Source organism: Blastococcus sp. PRF04-17 (assembly GCF_023016265.1).
Taxonomy (GTDB): domain Bacteria; phylum Actinomycetota; class Actinomycetes; order Mycobacteriales; family Geodermatophilaceae; genus Blastococcus_B.
The window spans coordinates 1,796,424-1,813,544 of sequence record NZ_CP095412.1; the positions used below are offsets into that span (position 1 = coordinate 1,796,424).

Below are 17,121 nucleotides of genomic sequence, written 5' to 3' on the forward strand. Positions count from 1 at the left end.
ATGCCCGCGCAGACCTCCCGCCCCGGCGTCCTGCTGACCGTTCTGGTCGGCTTCCTGCTGCTGCTCGGCGGCGTGGTCGCCGCCGGAGACCGCGGCGGCTCGTCCGGGTCGACCGTCTCCGGTGCGGGAATCTCCGACGAGCGCGCTGCGGGGTTCCCTGCGGCATCGGCGCACACCGCCCTCTCGGGACCTCCGGCGGCCGCCCGCCCGGCTGCCGGGCGGGCCGTGCCCCCCACGGGACATCGGTCGACGAGCCCCGCGCCAGGTGCACTCCATCTCGGCGAGCGAATCGGCTCCCTCGACCACCGTCCCTCCGCCGGCGCGGGCGAGCAGCTGGCCGTCGAGCGGACCGCCGACGGACTGGGGCCCCCCGCGACGACGTCGGTGCCTCGCGAGCGGGCATCCGCGGCAGCGGTCGGTGCGCATCCCACCGCGGCCGCCGCCCGGGCTCCGCCCGCCCGCTGACCGACCCTCGCTCCACCCCCTCGCCCACCGCTCCCACGCCACCGCCGTCCGCGACCTCGCGACTCGTATCGAGGGCAGGAACCGCACCGCGCGGACACCCATCGCCACGTCGGCCGTGCCTGCGGCCACCACCCATGGAGACGACTCGTGACCTCCCCTTCCCAGCGAGCGGAGCGACCGCCGACCTCCGGCATTCGCCCGATCGTCGTGCGCGCCCTGCTGTCGCTGGCGGCGCTCGTGGCGGCGACGGCCGCCGTCCTCACCACCGCCCCCACCCTCGGCCTGGATCTCCGCGGGGGCACCCAGGTGGTGCTCGAGGCGCAGGACTCGGACACCGTGACCGCCGACGCCGAGAGCACCGATCGGGCGCTGGAGGTGCTGCGGCGCCGGGTCGATGCGCTCGGCGTCGCCGAACCCACGCTGGTCCGGGCCGGCGAGCGGCGCATCGTCGTGGAGCTGCCCGGGCTCACCGAGCCGCGCGAGGCCGTCGAGGTCATCGGCCGCACCGCCCAGCTCACCTTCCACCCCGTCCTGGGCGTCGCCGGCCCCGAGGAGGAGGCGCCCGAGGGCGAGACGGTGCTGCCCGACGAGGCCGGGGTCGCGCTGCGGCTCGGCCCGCCCGCCCTGACCGGCGAGGGGGTCGACGAGGCGACGGCGGGGATGGACCTCCAGGGCGTCGGTGGCTGGTTCGTCGGCGTCGACTTCACCGGCCCCGGGCAACGAGCGTGGGAGCAGCTCACCGGCGAGGCGGCCTGTGCCGCACCGGGTGACCCGACCCGTCGGATCGCGATCGTGCTGGACGGCGAGGTCATCTCGTCACCGTCGGTGGGAGCGCAGATCGCGTGCGCCGTCGGGATCACCGGTGGGACCACCCAGATCACCGGCAGCTTCGGTCAGGAGGAGGCGCAGAACCTCGCCGCCCTGATCCAGGGTGGCGCCCTGCCGGTGCCCGTGGAGGTGATCGAGCAGCGCACCGTCGGCCCGACGCTGGGCGCCGCGGCGATCGACGCCAGCGTGCAGGCGGTGCTGATCGGCCTGGCCGCCACCGCCGTGTTCATCGTGGCGGTCTACCGGCTGATGGGGCTGCTCGCCGTGGTCGCGCTGGCGTGCTACGCGCTGATCGCCTACGCGGCACTGCTGACCCTCGGCGCCACGATCACCCTGCCCGGCCTCGCCGGGTTCGTCCTCGCCGTCGGGATGGCCGTCGACGCGAACGTCCTGGTCTACGAACGCTCCCGCGAGGAGTTCGCCGAGCGCGGGCGCTCGCTGCGCAGCGCGGTCACGACCGGGTTCCGCCGAGCCCTGTCGGCCATCGCCGACTCCAACGTCACCACCCTCCTGTCCGCCGGACTGCTGTTCTTCCTCGCCTCCGGTCCCGTGCGCGGTTTCGGGGTAACGCTCACCATCGGCGTCCTCGCCTCGATGTTCTCCGCGCTGGTCATCACCCGGTCCCTGGCCGAGCTGGCCGCCACGCGCTCGTGGCTCACCCGCCGCCCCCGCGTCTCCGGCCTGCACACCCTCGGACGGCTGCGTGGCTGGCTGACCGAGCGGCGGTGGCGCCTCTACTCCCGGCCTGGTCGCTGGCTGGCCGTGTCGCTGCTGGTGGTCCTGCTGGCCGTCGCGGGCCTCGCCGCCCGCGGGCTGCAGCTCGGCGTGGAGTTCACCGGCGGGCGCAGCATCCAGTACGCGACGGCCACGCCGCTGGACCCGGAGACCGCCCGGGAGACGGTGAGCGCCGCGGGCTTCCCGACCGCGGTCGTGCAGGAGGCCGACGACGGGGACGTCCGGGTGCGGACCGGGCCGATCGACGACGCCGAGCAGGAGGCGATCCGCGACGCGCTGGCCGCCGAAGCCGGCGGGGCGGAGGTGGTCAGTGACGAGCTCATCGGCCCCAGCCTCGGCGACGAGCTGCGGCGCAACGCGCTCATCGCGCTCGGCGTCGCGCTGGTCGCCCAGTTGGCCTACCTGGCCATCCGGTTCCGCTGGACCTACAGCGCCGGGGCCGTCGCCGCGCTCGTCGCCAACGTGGCCGTCGTCGTGGGGACCTTCGCCTGGACCGGTCGCACCGCCGACGGGGTGTTCCTGGCCGCCGTCCTGACCGTCATCGGCTACTCGGTGAACGACTCCGTCGTGGTCTTCGACCGGGTCCGGGAGGCCCGCGCCGCCCGGCGGGGGCGACCGTTCACCGACGTGGCCGGCGACGCCGTCCTGCAGACGCTGCCACGCACGGTGAACACCGGCGCCTCGACACTGCTGGTGCTCACGGCACTGCTCGTCCTGGGCGGGGACTCGCTGGCGGACTTCGCGCTCGCCCTCGTCCTGGGCATCCTCGCCGGCACCGTCTCGACCGTCAGCGTGGCCGTTCCGCTCACCGCCGCGCTGGACCGCCGCTGGCCGCCACCTCCCCCCACTCCCCCGCGTCGGGTGGAGGGCGGACGGCAACGGCACGGCGCGGCGACGGCGCAGTCGTGTGACGGGAGCCGTGATGAGAATGATTCTCATTAGCGTTAGGGTGGTGGCGTCCCGGAAGTTCCCCCAGGAGGACTCATGCGCCGCACCCCGCCCCTCATTCCTCGCGTCCTCGCGCTCTCCGCCGCCCTGCCCCTCCTGCTGGCGGCCGGTTGCGCGGCGAACGGCGGCGGCTCCGCCGCCTCGCCGGCCACCTCCGAGGCCCCCACGACGACCGATCCGACCGAGGTCGGTTCCAGCGCACCGCGCCTGGCCCTCACCTACGACGGCGGGATCCAGGTCCTGGACGCGACGACGCTCGAGGTGCTCGCCGACGAGCTCCTCGACGGCTTCAACCGGCTCAACCCCGCCGGCGACGGCCGGCACTTCCTCGTCTCGACCTCGGGCGGCTTCCGACTGCTGGACGGCGGAGCCTGGGCCGAGCCGCACGGCGACCACTCGCACTACTACACCGCCGACCCGGCACTCACCGACATCGTCTTCGAGGCCGAGAAGCCCGGGCACGTCGTCTCCCACGCGGGCCGGACCGTCCTGTTCGACGACGGCACCGGCGAGGTCACCGCGTTCGACAGCGCCGACCTCGCCGACCCGGACCGGGAGATGCTCCGGTTCGCCACGCCCGAGGCGCACCACGGCGTCGCCGTCGAGCTCGAGAACGGCACCATGCTGGTCTCGGAGGGCACCGAGGAGGAGCGCACTGGCGTCCGCATCCTGGACGCCGACGGCGAGGAGATCGCCGCCACCGACGAGTGCCCGGCCGTGCACGGCGAGACCGTCGCCGCCGACGAGGCGATCGTCATCGGCTGCCAGGACGGCGCCGTGCTCTACACCGGCGGCGAGCTGACCAAGATCACCAGCCCGGACCCGTACGGCCGCATCGGCAACCAGTTCGGCACCGAGGACTCGCCGATCGTGCTCGGCGACTACGAGCGCAGCGCCGAGGACCGGTCCAGCACCGTCGCACTCATCGACACCACGACCGCGCAGCTGCGCCTCGTCGACCTCCCGGCCCCCTACTGGTACCGCTCCTTCGCCCGCGGGGAGAACGGTGAGGGTCTGGTGCTCACCTACGACGGCGCCCTCCAGGTGATCGACCCCGTCGCCGGCACCGTGATCCGATCCATCCCGGTCACCGGCCCCTGGAAGGAGTCCGACGACTGGCAGAACCCGCACCCGAACGTCGTCGTGGTCGACGGCATCGCCTACGTGACCGAGCCGGCCACCCGGATGCTGCACGCCGTCGACATCTCGGCCGGCGAGATCTGGAAGTCCGTCCAGCTCGACGTCACGCCCAACGAGCTGGCCGGCGTGACCGGTGACGTGGACGAGCACACGGCCCACGAGCACGAGCACGAGCACGAGGAGGACGAGGAGGGCCACGGCGAGTGAGCCGTTTCCCACTGCGGACCGTCGCCCTCGCCGGCGCAGCCGTGTGCGGCCTGACCGGCTGCACCGGCGCGGGCGGCGCCGAGGGCGACGGCCTGCGGGTCGCCGTGACCTCCTATCCACTGGAGTACGTCACCGAGCAGGTCGGCGGGGAGCACGTGACCATCACCAACCTGACGCCACCAGGAGGCGACAGCCACGGGCTGGAGCCGACCCCGCAGGTGGTGGCGACTCTCCACGAAGCCGATGTCGTCGTGCACCTGTCGGGCGGGATGCAGCCAGGCGTCGACGACGCCCTCGCCCAGCAGTCCCCGGGGCACGTGGTCGACGCGGCGGGCCTCGCCGACCTCCCAACCGATCCGCACTTCTGGCTCGATCCCGTCCGCCTGGCCGCACTCGGCGGAGACGTCGCCAACGGGCTCGCCGACGCCGACCCCGACCACGCCGTCGAGTACGCCCAGGCAGCCGATCGCCTCGAGGGGTCACTGCTGGCACTCGACCAGGAGTACGCCAGCGCCCTGGCGCCGTGCCGGGGCGCCACGCTGGTCGCGTCCCACGAGGCGTTCGGCTACCTCGCCGACCGCTACGGGCTGCGGACGGTCGGCATCACCGGGCTCGACCCGGCGGTCGAGCCGACACCGACACGCCTGCGCCGGGCGGCCGAGGAGGTGCGGGAGTCCGGAGCGCGGACGGTCTTCTTCGAGGCCGCCGCCGGACCCGACGTGGCGCGCACCCTCGCCGACGAGCTGGGCATCGCGTCGGCCGTCCTGCACCCCGTCGAGAAGGTGCAGGAGGGGGAGACGTATCCCGGTCTCATGCGCGCCAACCTGGCCGCCCTGGAGCGCGGCCTGGTCTGCGAGGGGTGACTCCTCCGATCAGACCCTCGTGTTGCGCTTGACCCAGCCGAAGGCCGCGGTGGCGACGAAGAGAACGGCACCGATGACCAGGAGCCAGAAGAGCCCCTCCACCACGGCGCCGATCACGACGAACGCCAGCCACACGATGAGCAACAGTGCGATGAGTCCGAGCACGATTCCTCCCCTGGACGCGTTGCACAGGGGCTACCCGCGGGAGCGTCCCGGGGCTACGTGATCGCCACGATCGTCATCCGACCGTCATCATCGGCCCCGTGCGCCGACGGCAGGCGGCGCCGGCCGGCAGCGAGCGCCCTGTCAGGCGGTCCGGTCTGCCGATCGCTCGCGCCGGACCACGGTCAGCGGGAGCAGCCGCAGCGCCCCGGGCGCCGACGGCGGCACGAGCGGCCGGCGGGGTGGCACCGGCGAGACCGTCCGGTAGGGCTCCCCCGGCGCCGGCCGGACGTCGTCCTCACCCTTGTTGGGCCACAGCGCCATCGCGCGCTCGGCCTGCGCCGTGATCGTCAGGGACGGGTTCACGCCCAGGTTCGCCGAGACGGCGGACCCGTCCACCACCGAGAGGCCGGGGTAGCCGTGCACGCGGTGGTAGGCGTCGACGACGCCGGTCTCCGGCGTGGCGCCGATCGCGCAGCCGCCGAGGAAGTGGGCGGTCATCGGGATGTCGACCAGCTCGGTGAACGCGCCGCCCGGGTCACCGCCGATGATGTCGGCGATGCGGCGGACCGCCTCGTGGCCCTTGGGGATCCACCTCGGCGACGGCTCCCCCGGCCCCCGCCGGCTGGTCAGCGACCGGCCGCCGAGCCGGCCGCGACGGCCGGACACCACGATGCTGTTGTCGCGGCTCTGCATGACCAGGGCGATGACCGTGCGCTCCGACCAGCGGTGGACCGAGAAGCTGCGGAGGAACGCCGCCGGGTTGCGGGCGATCACGCCCAGCGCCTTCACCCAGCGCGGGAGGCGCCCCCCGCCGTCCACCAGGACCGTCTGCAGGAGGCCGATGGCGTTGCTGCCCTTGCCGTAGCGGACCGGCTCGACGTGCGTGTGCTCGTCGATGTGGAAGGACGACGTGATCGCGACGCCGCGGCTGAAGTCGGTGCCGCTCTTCCGTGCCCGGGCACCCAGGACCGCCTCGGAGTTGGTGCGGGTCTGGTGGCCCAGACGCGGCGAGAGGTGCGGCAGCGTGCCGTCGTCCTTCATCGCGTGCAGCAGCCGCTGGGTGCCGAACGTGCCCGCGGCCAGGACCACCTGGTCACAGGTCCACCGCCGCACCGTGCGTTTCTCGAACCACGCCCCGGTGCGGACGGAGGTGACCTCCCAGCCGCCGGTCACCGGGCGGATACGGGTCACCGTCGTGAGCGGGTGCACCACCGCGCCGGCCTTCTCGGCGAGGTAGAGGTAGTTCTTCATCAGCGTGTTCTTGCCGCCGACCCGGCAGCCGGTCATGCACGACCCGCACTCGGTGCAGCCGGTGCGCTCCGGGCCGACACCGCCGAAGTACGGGTCGGGCACGGTCACGCCGGGCTCGCCGTAGAAGATGCCGACCGGCGTCGAGGTGAAGGTGTGCCCGACCCCCATCTGCTCGGCGACCTCGCGCATGACCTCGTCGGCCGGCGTCGTCGTCGGGTTCTGCGTCACGCCGAGCATCCGGCTCGCCTGGTCGTAGTACGGGGCGAGCTCGGTCTCCCAGTCGGTGATGCCGGCCCACTGCGGGTCGCGGAAGAACGGGCTCGGCGGCTTGTAGAGCGTGTTCGCGTAGTTCAGCGAGCCGCCGCCGACGCCGGCCCCGGCCATCACGAGGACGTCGGGCAGCAGGTGGATCCGCTGGACGCCGAAGCACTTGAGCTTCGGCGCCCAGAGGTAGCGGCGCAGGTCCCACGAGGTCGTGGGCAGGTCGTCGTCGCTGAATCGCCGGCCCGCCTCGAGGACGGTGACCCGGTAGCCCTTCTCCGACAGCCGCAGGGCGGCGGTGCTCCCGCCGAACCCGCTGCCGACGACGACCACGTCGCTGCGCTCAGTGCTGGCCAACCGATCCTCCCAGGGGGTCGGGCGCGGGCTCGAAGTCCGCGAGGTCGAGGCGCCGCAGCCGGCGGCGGAACGTCAGCGTCGAGGCCGGCCAGTTCTGCGTGTTGCGTCCGCTCTCGGTGAGGTACCAGCTGCGGCAGCCGCCGGCGAAGACGGTGTGCCCGAGCCGCTCCTGCACCCAGGCGTCGAACGCCTCCGCGACGTCCCGCCGGACCTCCAGGACCCGCCGGCGCCCGATCGCCCGCACCGCCTGGACGACCCAGCCGATCTGGGCCTCGAGCATGACGATGATCGAGTTGTGGCCGAGGTTGGTGTTCGGCCCGTAGAGCACGAACAGGTTCGGGAAGTTCGGGACGACGGTGCCGAGGTACGCGCTCGCGCCACCCTTCCACTGCTCGTGCAGGTCGACGCCGTCCCGGCCGGCGATCCGCATCGGCACCAGGAACTCGGTGGCCGCGAAGCCGGTGCCGAGCACGATCGCGTCCACCTCGCGCTCCGTGCCGTCGGCGGTGACGATCGAGTGCTCGCGCACCTCGGCGATGCGGTCGGTGACCACCTCGACCTGCGGCAGCTGAAGCGCCTGGTACCAGTCGTTGGACATCAGGATCCGCTTGCAGCCCATCGGGTCCGTGGGCGTGAGCTTCTTCCGCAGCTCGGGGTCGCTGACGACCGACCGCAGGTGCCGGCGGCACCTCGCGCGGTGGGCGAACAGCAGCCGCGGCTCGGTGTTGAACCCGAGCGACCGCAGCTCGTTGGAGAAGTAGTTGCCCTCGCGGGACAGCCGCAGCAGGCCCGGCACCCGGGCGAACGCCTTCTTCGCCCGCTCGGTGTAGGCGCGGTCGGGCTTGGCCAGCACGTAGGGCGCCGAGCGCTGGAAGACGCTCAGCGTCGCCGTCCGCGGCGCGATCTCCGGGACGAACTGGATGGCGCTGGCGCCGGTCCCGAGGACGGCGACCCGCTCGCCGGTCAGGTCGTGGCCGTGGTCCCACTGCGCCGAGTGGAAGATCGCGCCCTCGAACCGGTCGAGCCCGGGGACGTCGGGCCGGCTCGGCCGGCTGAGCTGGCCGGTGGCGGCGATGAGGACGTCGGCCTCGTGCTCGCGGCCGCCCGAGAGGGTCAGCCGCCAGGTCGCGGTGGTCTCGTCGAACGCGGCGGCGAGCACCTCGGTGGAGAACCGGATGTGCCGGAGCACGTCGAAGTCGCGGGCCACGTCGCGCAGGTACTGGTGGATCTCCTCCTGCGGCGCGAACCGGCGCGACCAGTCGGCCTTGGGCGCGAACGACAGCGAGTACAGGTGGGAGGGGACGTCGCAGGCGGCGCCGGGGTAGGTGTTCTCCCGCCACACGCCGCCGACGTCGTCGCTCTTCTCGAACAGGACGAGATCGTCGATCCCGGCCTGCTTGAGCCGGACCGCGACGGCGAGCCCGCCGAAACCCGTGCCGATCACCGCGATCCTGGTCACCGCGGGCCCCCTACGGTCATGTGCACGTTCCGTCTGATCGAGGAGAACAGTGAGCAGCTGGGACACCGACGAGCGCCGAGCCCTGCGGGCGTCCGCGCGACGGTTCACCGAGGCGGAGATCGTGCCGAACCTCGCGGCGTGGGAGGACGCCGGCGCGCTCCCCCGCGAGTTGCACCGCAGGGCCGCGGCGGCGGACCTGCTCGGCGTCTCGTTCCCGCAGGAGGTCGGCGGCAGCGGCGGCTCGCCGGTCGACGCGCTGGTGATCGCCGAGGAGATGATCCTGTCCGGTGGGTCGAGCGGGCTGATCGCCGGCCTGTTCACCCACGCGATCGGCCTGCCGCACCTGATCGAGGCGGACGACCCCGCGCTGATCGAGAAGGTCGTCCGCCCGGTGCTCGCCGGCGAGAAGATCGTCTCGCTGGCGGTCACGGAACCCGACGCCGGCTCCGACGTCGCCAACCTGCGCACCCGCGCCGTCCGGGACGGCGGTGACTTCGTGGTCACCGGCACCAAGCTCTACATCACGTCGGCCACCCGCGCGGACTTCTTCACCGTCGCGGTGCGCACCGGCGGCGACGGCGCCCGTGGCATCTCGCTGCTGCTGGTCGACCGGGACACGCCCGGCCTGAGCGTCTCGCCGCCGCTGCGCAAGATGGGCTGGCTGTGCTCCGACACCGCCGAGGTGCGCTTCGACGAGGTGCGGGTGCCCGCCGACCACCTGATCGGCGAGGAGGACAGTGGCTTCTACGCGATCATGAAGCAGTTCGCGCCCGAGCGGCTCAGCCTCGCCGTCCAGGCCTACGCGACCGCCCAGCGCGCCCTGAACCTGACGCTGGCGTGGGTCCGGCAGCGCGAGACGTTCGGCCGGCCCCTGGCCAGCCGCCAGGTCGTGCGGCACCGGCTGGCCGACATGGCGCAGCGCACCGACGTCGCCCGCGTCTACACGCGGGCGGTCGTCGACGCCTGGCAGGACGGCGAGGACGTGCTGGCGCGGGTCGCCATGGCGAAGAACACCGCGGTCGCGGCCTGCGACTACGTGGTCGACCAGGCCGTCCAGCTGCACGGCGGGCTCGGCTACATGCGCGAGTCCGAGGTGGAGCGGCACTACCGCGACAGCCGGATCCTCGGCATCGGCGGCGGCACGAACGAGATCATGACCGAGATCGTGGCCAAGCTGCTGATCCCCTGACTCCGCTTTCGGTACAGGAAGCGGCGGGGAACCGCCCCGCTTTCTGTACCGAAAGCTCATGGGGTCTCCCGCGTGAACGCGTCGACCATCGCCAGCAGGTGCTGCAGGTAGGGCCCGTCGGGCGGGGCGTCGGGCTGCAGGAACAGGGTCAGCGCCTGGCCCCGCATCGAGGTCAGCAGCACCTGGTAGATGGCCTCGGAAGCGGGGTGGGCGGCCACCTCCTCGCCGAACACCTCCATCGCCAGCTCCCGCAACTGCGCACCGAGCCGCCGCTCGTGCGGCAGCAGGGCGGCACGCAGTTCGACGTCGGTGCGGGCCGCCGTCCAGAGCTCCATCGCGGCCACGAACAGCGGCCCGTGGAACCGCTGCCAGACGATCTCGATGCCCAGCGGCACCCGGGTCGCCGGCTCCAGCGGCAGCTCCGCGGCGGCCTTGCGGACGCTCTCGCTGAACCCGTCGTAGAGGTGGTCGACGGCCGCCAGCATCAGCTCGGCCTTCGAGGTGAAGTGGTGGGTCAGTGCGCCCCGGGAGACCCCGGCGCGACGCTGCACCTCCTGCGTCGTGGTGTGCGCGTACCCGAGCTCGACCAGGCACTCGACCGTGGCCGACACCAGGGCCGACCGCGTCGCGGCCCGCCGCTCCGCCTGGGTGCGGCGGACCGGCGGGCGCGCGTCGCTCATCTGGCGAACTCCCTGCTCAGCTCGCGATCGCGGCGCGGAGGCTGCCCGCCGGCACCGCGCGCTCGAGCAGGATCGCCGGCGGCCGGAACCGCTCGCCGTAGGCGTCGGCGAGCTCGTCGGCACGGGCGACGAACCCGGCCACCCCGCCCGCGTACTGGTCGACGAACTGCAGCACGCCGCCGTAGAGGGGCGGGAAGCCGATGCCCATGATCGAGCCGATGTTGGCGTCCTCGACGCTGCGCAGGACGTCCTCCTCGACGCACCGTGCCGTCTCCACCGCCATCGCGAACAGCAGCCGCTCCTGGGCGTCGGTGAACGGCGGGGCATCGGGCCGTGCCGGGTAGAGCTCGGCCAGGCCCGGCCACACGTGCTTCTCCGGCTCCCAGTCGAAGAAGCCCTTGCCGGCGGACTTGCCGGTGCGGCCGCGCTCGAACAGCGCCCGGACGACGTCCAGACCAGGGTGGTCCTCCGCGGAGCCGGCCTTCTTCGCCTCGTCGCTGATCTTCAGCGGCAGGGTGAGCGTGACCTCGTCGAGCAGGGTCAGCGGCCCGGCCGGGAAGCCGGCCTGCAGCGCAGCCCGCTCGATGCTGGTCGGGGCGAGGCCCTCGGCGAGCAGCGCCGCGCCCTCCAGCACCAGCGTGCCGAACACCCGGCTGGTGAAGAAGCCGCGGCTGTCCTGCACGACGATCGGCGTCTTGCCGATCTGGCGGACCACGTCGTACGCGCGGGCCAGGGCCTCGTCGGAGGTCCGCTCCCCCACGATCAGCTCGACCAGCGGCATCTTGTCCACCGGCGAGAAGAAGTGCATGCCCACGACGTCGGCCGGCCGCTGGACGCCCTCGGCGAGCCCGGTGATCGGCAGGGTGCTCGTGTTGGACGCGATCAGCGCGTCCGGAGCGGCGTGGACCTCTGCCTCGGCGAGCACCCGGTGCTTGAGCCCCTGGTCCTCGAACACGGCCTCGACGATGACGTCGACGCCGGCCAGGTCGGCGGCGTCCGCGGTCGGGGTGACGCGGGACAGGAAGGCGTCCGCGTCGTCCTGCGTCATCCGGCCGCGCTCGACCTGCTTGCCCACCAGCTTCGCGACGTGCGCCTTGCCCTTCTCGGCGGCCTCGAGGGTGACGTCCTTGAGGACGACGTCGACCCCGGCCTTGGCGAACGCGTGCGCGATGCCGGCGCCCATCATGCCGGCGCCGAGCACGCCGACCTTGCGCGCGGCGTACTGCTCCGGACCGTCGGGACGCGAGGCGCCGCCGTTGACGCGGTTCAGGTCGAACCACAGCGCCTGGATCATGTTGGTCGAGATCTGGCCGACGACCAGGTCGACGAAGTAGCGGCCCTCGACGGTGAACGCGGTGTCGACGTCGACCTGCAGGCTCTCCACCGCCGCGGCGAGGATCGCGTACGGCGCCGGGTAGGGCGCGCCCTTGAGCTGCTTGGTCAGGTTCGCCGGGAACGCCGGCAGGTTCGCGGCCAGCGACGGCGACGACGGCGTGCCGCCGGGCACCTTGTAGCCCGTGACGTCGTAGGGCTGCTGCGCGGTCTCGTTGGCCAGCACCCACTGCTTCGCCTTGGCGAGCAATTCGTCGGCGCTCGCCAGCTCGTGCACGAGCCCGAGCTTCAGCGCCTTCTCCGGGCGGATCTGCTGGCCCTGGAGCAGCAGCTCCAGCAGCGCGGGAACGAGGCCGAGCAGGCGCACCGAGCGGACGATCCCGCCGCCGCCGGGCAGCAGGCCGAGGGTCACCTCGGGGAAGCCGAGCTTGACCTTCGGGTCGTCGAGGACGACGCGGTGGTGCGCGGCGAGGGCGATCTCGAGGCCGCCGCCGAGGGCGGCGCCGTTGATGGCCGCCGCGACCGGCACGCCCAGGGTCTCCAGGCGGCGCAGCTGCGCCTTCACCTTCGTGACCTCGGCCAGTACCTGCTCGCGGTTCTCCGGCGTGGCCTCGATGAGCTTGCCGAGGTTGCCGCCGGCGAAGAAGGTCTTCTTCGCGCTGGTGAGGACGACCCCGCGGACCGACTCCTTCTCGCGCTCGAGCCGGTCGACGGTCTCGCCCATCGACCGCACGTACGCGTCGTTCATGGTGTTCGCCGACGACGAGGGGTCGTCGAGGGTGAGGACGACGACCCCGTCGGCGTCCTGCTCCCAGCGGATGGTGCTGCTCATTTCTCGAAGACTCCTCAGACTCGCTCGACGACGGTGGCGATGCCCATGCCGCCGCCGACGCACAGGGTGGCCAGGCCGCGGCGCAGGTCCCGCCGCTCGAGCTCGTCGACGAGCGAGCCCAGGATCATGGCGCCGGTCGCGCCCAGCGGGTGTCCCATGGAGATGGCGCCACCGTTGACGTTGACCTGCTCGTGGTCGAAGCCGGTGTCCTTCATGAACCGCAGGACGACCGCGGCGAACGCCTCGTTCATCTCGACCAGGTCGATGTCGTCGACGGTGAGGCCGGCCTTGGCCAGCGCCTTGTGGGTGGCCGGCGCCGGGCCGGTCAGCATGATCACCGGGTCGGCGCCCGACAGCGCGGTGCTGACGATGCGGGCGCGCGGGGTCAGCCCGTTGCGCCGCCCGGCCTCCTCGCTGCCGACGACGACCAGCGCGGCCCCGTCGACGATGCCGCTGGAGTTGCCGGCCGTGTGCACGTGGTCGATCCGCTCGACCCAGTGGTACTTGTTCAGCGCGACGGCGTCGAAGCCGCCCATGTCGCCGATGCCGGCGAACGCCGAGGGGAGACCGGCGAGCGACTCGACGGTCGTGCCGGGGCGGACCAGCTCGTCGGCGTCGAGGACGACGGTGCCGTTCCTGTCCGTCACGGGGACGACGGAACGCTCGAAGTACCCGTTCGACCACGCCTTCGCGGCGCGCGCGTGCGACTCGGCGGCGTACGCGTCGACGTCCTGACGCGACCAGCCGCCGAGGGTGGCGATCAGGTCGGCGCCGATCCCCTGCGGGACGAACCCGGTGCGGGCCGCGGTCTCGGGATCCATCGCCCAGGCGCCGCCGTCGGAGCCCATCGGCACCCGCGACATCGACTCGACGCCGCCGGCCAGCACCAGGTCCTCGAAGCCGGAGCGGACCTTCTGCGCGGCCAGGTTCACGGCCTCGAGGCCCGAGGCGCAGAAGCGGTTGATCTGCACGCCGGCGACGGTCTCCGGGAGACCGGCGGCGAGTGCGGCGGTCTTGGCGATCACCGCGCCCTGCTCGCCGACCGGCGACACCACGCCGAGGACGACGTCGTCGACCAGCGCCGGGTCGAGGCCGGGGTTGCGCCGGCGCACCTCGTCGATCAGCCCCGTGGTGAGGCTGATCGGCTTGACCGAGTGCAGCGCCCCTGTCTTCTTGCCCTTGCCGCGCGGGGTGCGCACGGCGTCGTAGATGAACGCCTCGGCGGTCATGCGGGTCCTTCCGTCGGTACTTCGGAGCCGAAACCGCGGTTCCGGCTCTTGCTGGAAGGAGCCGAAACCGCGGTTTCGGCTCCGGGGTGGGTCAGAGGCCGAGCGAGCGGCCGACGATCTCCTTCATGATCTCGGTCGTCCCGCCGTAGATGGTCTGGATGCGGGAGTCGAGGTAGGCCCGGGCGACCGGGTACTCGAGCATGTAGCCGTAGCCGCCGTGCAGCTGCAGGCACCGGTCGATGACCCGCTTCTGCAGCTCCGTCGTCCACCACTTGGCCATCGCGGCGTCCTCGACGGTGAACCGGCCGGCGTTGTGCTCGAGGATCGCCTTCTCCAGGTAGGTCTCGGCGATGGTCACCTCGGTGTGCATCTCGGCGAGCTCGAAGCGGGTGTTCTGGAACTTCCCGATCGGCCGGCCGAACGCGGTGCGGTTCTTGCAGTGGTCGACGGTCAGCTCGAGGACCTGCCGGCTCGCGGCGACCGCGACGGCGGCGATCGAGAGCCGTTCCTGCGGCAGGTTGGCCATCAGGTGGAAGAACCCATGGCCCTCGGTGCCCAGCAGGTTCTCCGCCGGCACCCGGACGTCGTCGAAGAACAGCTCGGCGGTGTCCTGCGCCTTGAGCCCGATCTTCTCCAGGTTGCGGCCACGCTCGAAACCGGCCATGCCCCGCTCGACGACCAGCAGCGAGAACCCGCGGGCGCCCGCCTCGGGGTCGGTGCGGGCGACGACGATGACCAGGTCGGCGTTGATGCCGTTGGTGATGAAGGTCTTCGAACCGCTCAGCACCCACTCGTCGCCGTCGCGACGGGCCGTCGTCTGCAGGCCCTGCAGGTCGGAGCCGGCACCGGGCTCGGTCATGGCGATGGCGGTGATCAGCTCGCCGCTCACGAAGCCGGGCAGCCAGCGCTGCTTCTGCTCGTCGGTGGCCAGCTCGAGCAGGTAGGGCGCGACGACGTCGTTGTGCAGGGTGAAGCCCAGACCGCTGGCCCCGACGCGGGTGACCTCCGCGGACAGGATGGCGTTGTAGCGGAAGTCGCGGACCCCACCGCCGCCGAACTCCTCCGGGACGTCCATGCCGAGCAGGCCCTGTTCCCCGGCCTTGAGCCATACCGAGCGGTCGACGATGCCGGCCTCCTCCCACGACGCGTGGTGTAGGACGACCTCCTTGGCCAGGAAGTCGCGCACCATGGCGCGGAACGCTTCGTGCTCGGCCTCGTAGAGCGCGGACTGCACGTGGGAACCTCCGCGGCGTGCTCACGTTAGGTGGGAAAAGGCGACGTGGACCACAAGATACAGACCATTCGTTCTGTATGTTCGCGATCCACGTCACACCGCCCGTGTCGAGACAGGAGCCCCCGTGCAGGAGTACTCCAGCCCCGCGACCATCACCATCGCGCCCTCGGCGGCTCTCCCTGATGCGGTCCAGGAGAACGCGCGCCGGAAGCCGGAGAAGGTGGTCTTCAGCCGGAAGTCGGGCGACACGTGGACGGCGGTCACCGCCCGGGAGTTCGCCGATCAGGTGTCGGCACTCGCTCGGGGCCTGATCGCCGCGGGCGTCGGGGCAGGTGACCGCGTCGGCATCCTCAGCAAGACCCGGTACGAGTGGACCCTCGCCGACTACGCGATCTGGACCGCCGGCGCCGTCGGGGTGCCGATCTACGAGACGTCGTCCGCCGAGCAGGCGCAGTGGATCCTGTCGGACTCCGAGGCCGTGGCCGTGGTCGTGGAGACCGAGGCTCACCGCGCGCTGGTCGAGTCGGTGCGCAAGGACCTGCCCGGGTTGCGCGAGGTCTGGACGATCGAGGCCGGCGACCTGGACACCGTGGCTGCCGGTGGCGCCGACGTCGCGGAGGACCGGCTGGCCGAGCGACGGGCCGGCCTGACCGCCGACGCCCTGGCGACGATCATCTACACCTCGGGCACGACCGGCCGGCCGAAGGGCTGCGAGCTCACGCACGGCAACCTGCTCTACGTCGGTGAGCTGGCGGCGACCGTCATCCCGCAGATGCAGGACGACGAGGCGCGCACGCTGCTCTTCCTCCCGCTGGCGCACGTGTTCGCCCGGATCATCGAGGTGGGGTGCGTGCAGAACGCCGTCCGGCTCGGGCACACCGGGGACGTCGCCCAGCTGCTCGCCGACCTCGGGACGTTCAAGCCGACGTTCCTGCTGGCGGTGCCCCGCGTCTTCGAGAAGGTCTACAACGGGGCGCGGCAGAAGGCGGCCGCGGCGGGCAAGGGCGCCATCTTCGACCGGGCCGAGCGGGTAGCTGTCGCGTGGTCGAAGGGACTCGACACGGGCGGGCCGTCACTGGGCGTGAAGCTGCAGCACAAGCTGTTCGACGTCCTCGTGTACAGCAAGCTGCGCGCGGCCATGGGCGGCGAGGTGCAGGAGGCGATGTCGGGTGGCGCACCGCTGGGTGAGCGGCTGGGGCACTTCTTCCGCGGCATCGGCGTGACGATCGTCGAGGGTTACGGCCTCACCGAGACCACGGGCCCGGCGACCTGCAGCGCCCCCTCGGAGCTCAAGGTCGGCACGGTGGGCCGCCCGGCCGACGGGACGTCGGTGCGGATCGCCGAGTTCGGCGAGATCCAGGTGCGCGGGCCGCAGGTGTTCCGGGGCTACTGGAAGAACCCCGACGCGACGGCCCAGGTGCTGAAGGACGGCTGGTTCTCCACCGGCGACATCGGTGAGCTCGACGGGGACGGCTACGTCCGGATCACCGGCCGGATCAAGGAGATCATCGTGACCTCCGGCGGCAAGAACGTCTCCCCCGCCGTCCTCGAGGACAAGATCCGGGCGCACCCGCTGGTCAGCCAGTGCATGGTCGTGGGCGACAACCGGCCCTTCATCGGCTGCCTGATCACGCTCGACGCGGAAGCCCTGCCCGGGTGGCTGGAGAGCAAGGGCCGCCCGACCGACGCGTCGGTGGCCTCGCTGGTCGACGACCCGGAGGTGCGGGCGGAGATCCAGGCGGCGGTCGACGCGGCGAACAAGCAGGTCTCGAAGGCGGAGTCGATCCGGTCCTTCGCGATCCTGCCCGTGGAGTGGACGGAGCAGGGCGGCCAGCTGACCCCGTCGATGAAGCTGAAGCGGTCGGTCGTCATGAAGGAGTTCGCCGGCGAGGTGGAGAAGATCTACGCCGACTGAACGGGGCACCGCCGGCACGGATGGGGCTGCT

Annotated in this window: 13 protein-coding genes; 6 read left to right on the top strand and 7 right to left on the bottom strand. The window is 72.4% G+C overall.

Annotated features, from left to right (window positions below; all coding sequences use genetic code 11):
- The 4 genes from MVA48_RS09110 (at nt 1) to MVA48_RS09125 (ending at nt 5,186) form a co-directional block, all read left to right on the top strand.
- The gene (locus MVA48_RS09110; RefSeq protein WP_246988033.1) at nt 1-465 is read left to right on the top strand and encodes a hypothetical protein; all 465 of its coding nucleotides are present in this window, start codon (nt 1-3) and stop codon (nt 463-465) included.
- A 147-nt stretch (nt 466-612) separates the two neighbouring features.
- The gene (secD, locus tag MVA48_RS09115) at nt 613-2,970 is read left to right on the top strand and encodes a protein translocase subunit SecD (RefSeq protein WP_246988035.1); all 2,358 of its coding nucleotides are present in this window, start codon (nt 613-615) and stop codon (nt 2,968-2,970) included.
- Between the two features lie 42 nt (nt 2,971-3,012).
- A complete protein-coding gene (aztD, locus tag MVA48_RS09120; RefSeq protein ID WP_246988037.1) occupies nt 3,013-4,323 on the top strand; it encodes a zinc metallochaperone AztD in 1,311 nt (436 codons plus the stop codon).
- Nucleotides 4,320-5,186 carry a metal ABC transporter substrate-binding protein gene (locus MVA48_RS09125; protein WP_246988039.1) on the top strand — a complete coding sequence of 289 codons (867 nt, stop codon included), beginning with the start codon at nt 4,320-4,322 and terminating at the stop codon, nt 5,184-5,186. Before aztD ends, MVA48_RS09125 begins: the two co-directional genes overlap by 4 nt.
- 9 nt (nt 5,187-5,195) lie before the next feature.
- Here the strand turns inward: MVA48_RS09125 and MVA48_RS09130 are convergent, their stop codons facing one another.
- From MVA48_RS09130 to MVA48_RS09140, 3 genes are all read right to left on the bottom strand, one after another.
- Nucleotides 5,196-5,351 carry a hypothetical protein gene (locus tag MVA48_RS09130; RefSeq protein ID WP_246988041.1) on the bottom strand — a complete coding sequence of 52 codons (156 nt, stop codon included), beginning with the start codon at nt 5,349-5,351 and terminating at the stop codon, nt 5,196-5,198.
- Nucleotides 5,352-5,492: 141 nt separating this feature from the next.
- A complete protein-coding gene (locus MVA48_RS09135) occupies nt 5,493-7,220 on the bottom strand; it encodes an FAD-dependent oxidoreductase (protein ID WP_246988044.1) in 1,728 nt (575 codons plus the stop codon).
- Entirely contained in the window at nt 7,207-8,679 is a 1,473-nt protein-coding gene (locus MVA48_RS09140; RefSeq protein WP_246988046.1) for a flavin-containing monooxygenase, read from the bottom strand. The genes MVA48_RS09135 and MVA48_RS09140 overlap by 14 nt, the downstream gene beginning before the upstream one ends.
- A gap of 49 nt (nt 8,680-8,728) precedes the next feature.
- Between MVA48_RS09140 and MVA48_RS09145 the strand changes: the two genes are divergently transcribed.
- A complete protein-coding gene (locus tag MVA48_RS09145; protein WP_246988048.1) occupies nt 8,729-9,868 on the top strand; it encodes an acyl-CoA dehydrogenase family protein in 1,140 nt (379 codons plus the stop codon).
- 56 nt (nt 9,869-9,924) lie between these two features.
- Here the strand turns inward: MVA48_RS09145 and MVA48_RS09150 are convergent, their stop codons facing one another.
- From MVA48_RS09150 to MVA48_RS09165, 4 genes are all read right to left on the bottom strand, one after another.
- Nucleotides 9,925-10,548: a TetR/AcrR family transcriptional regulator gene (locus MVA48_RS09150; RefSeq protein ID WP_246988050.1), complete on the bottom strand. Its 624-nt coding sequence runs from the start codon at nt 10,546-10,548 to the stop codon at nt 9,925-9,927.
- Nucleotides 10,549-10,564: 16 nt separating this feature from the next.
- Nucleotides 10,565-12,712, bottom strand: a complete 2,148-nt coding sequence (locus tag MVA48_RS09155) for a 3-hydroxyacyl-CoA dehydrogenase NAD-binding domain-containing protein (protein WP_246988052.1) — start codon at nt 12,710-12,712, stop codon at nt 10,565-10,567.
- Between the two features lie 14 nt (nt 12,713-12,726).
- Nucleotides 12,727-13,941 (bottom strand): acetyl-CoA C-acetyltransferase, encoded by a 1,215-nt coding sequence (locus MVA48_RS09160; protein ID WP_246988054.1) that lies wholly within the window; start codon nt 13,939-13,941, stop codon nt 12,727-12,729.
- Nucleotides 13,942-14,032: 91 nt separating this feature from the next.
- Nucleotides 14,033-15,175, bottom strand: a complete 1,143-nt coding sequence (locus tag MVA48_RS09165; RefSeq protein WP_256461141.1) for an acyl-CoA dehydrogenase family protein — start codon at nt 15,173-15,175, stop codon at nt 14,033-14,035.
- A 124-nt stretch (nt 15,176-15,299) separates the two neighbouring features.
- Here MVA48_RS09165 and MVA48_RS09170 point away from each other — a divergent pair, with 124 nt between their 5' ends.
- Nucleotides 15,300-17,090 (top strand): AMP-dependent synthetase/ligase, encoded by a 1,791-nt coding sequence (locus MVA48_RS09170; protein ID WP_246988056.1) that lies wholly within the window; start codon nt 15,300-15,302, stop codon nt 17,088-17,090.
- The last annotated feature ends 31 nt before the right edge of the window (nt 17,091-17,121 follow it).

Bases quoted from the DNA above. Each gene is read 5' to 3' on its own strand.
- MVA48_RS09160 (WP_246988054.1), bottom strand. From the start codon at position 13,941: ATGACCGCCGAGGCGTTCATCTACGACGCCGTGCGCACCCCGCGCGGC.
- aztD (WP_246988037.1), top strand. From the start codon at position 3,013: ATGCGCCGCACCCCGCCCCTCATTCCTCGCGTCCTCGCGCTCTCCGCC.
- MVA48_RS09110 (WP_246988033.1), top strand. From the start codon at position 1: ATGCCCGCGCAGACCTCCCGCCCCGGCGTCCTGCTGACCGTTCTGGTC.
- MVA48_RS09155 (WP_246988052.1), bottom strand. From the start codon at position 12,712: ATGAGCAGCACCATCCGCTGGGAGCAGGACGCCGACGGGGTCGTCGTC.
- MVA48_RS09150 (WP_246988050.1), bottom strand. From the start codon at position 10,548: ATGAGCGACGCGCGCCCGCCGGTCCGCCGCACCCAGGCGGAGCGGCGG.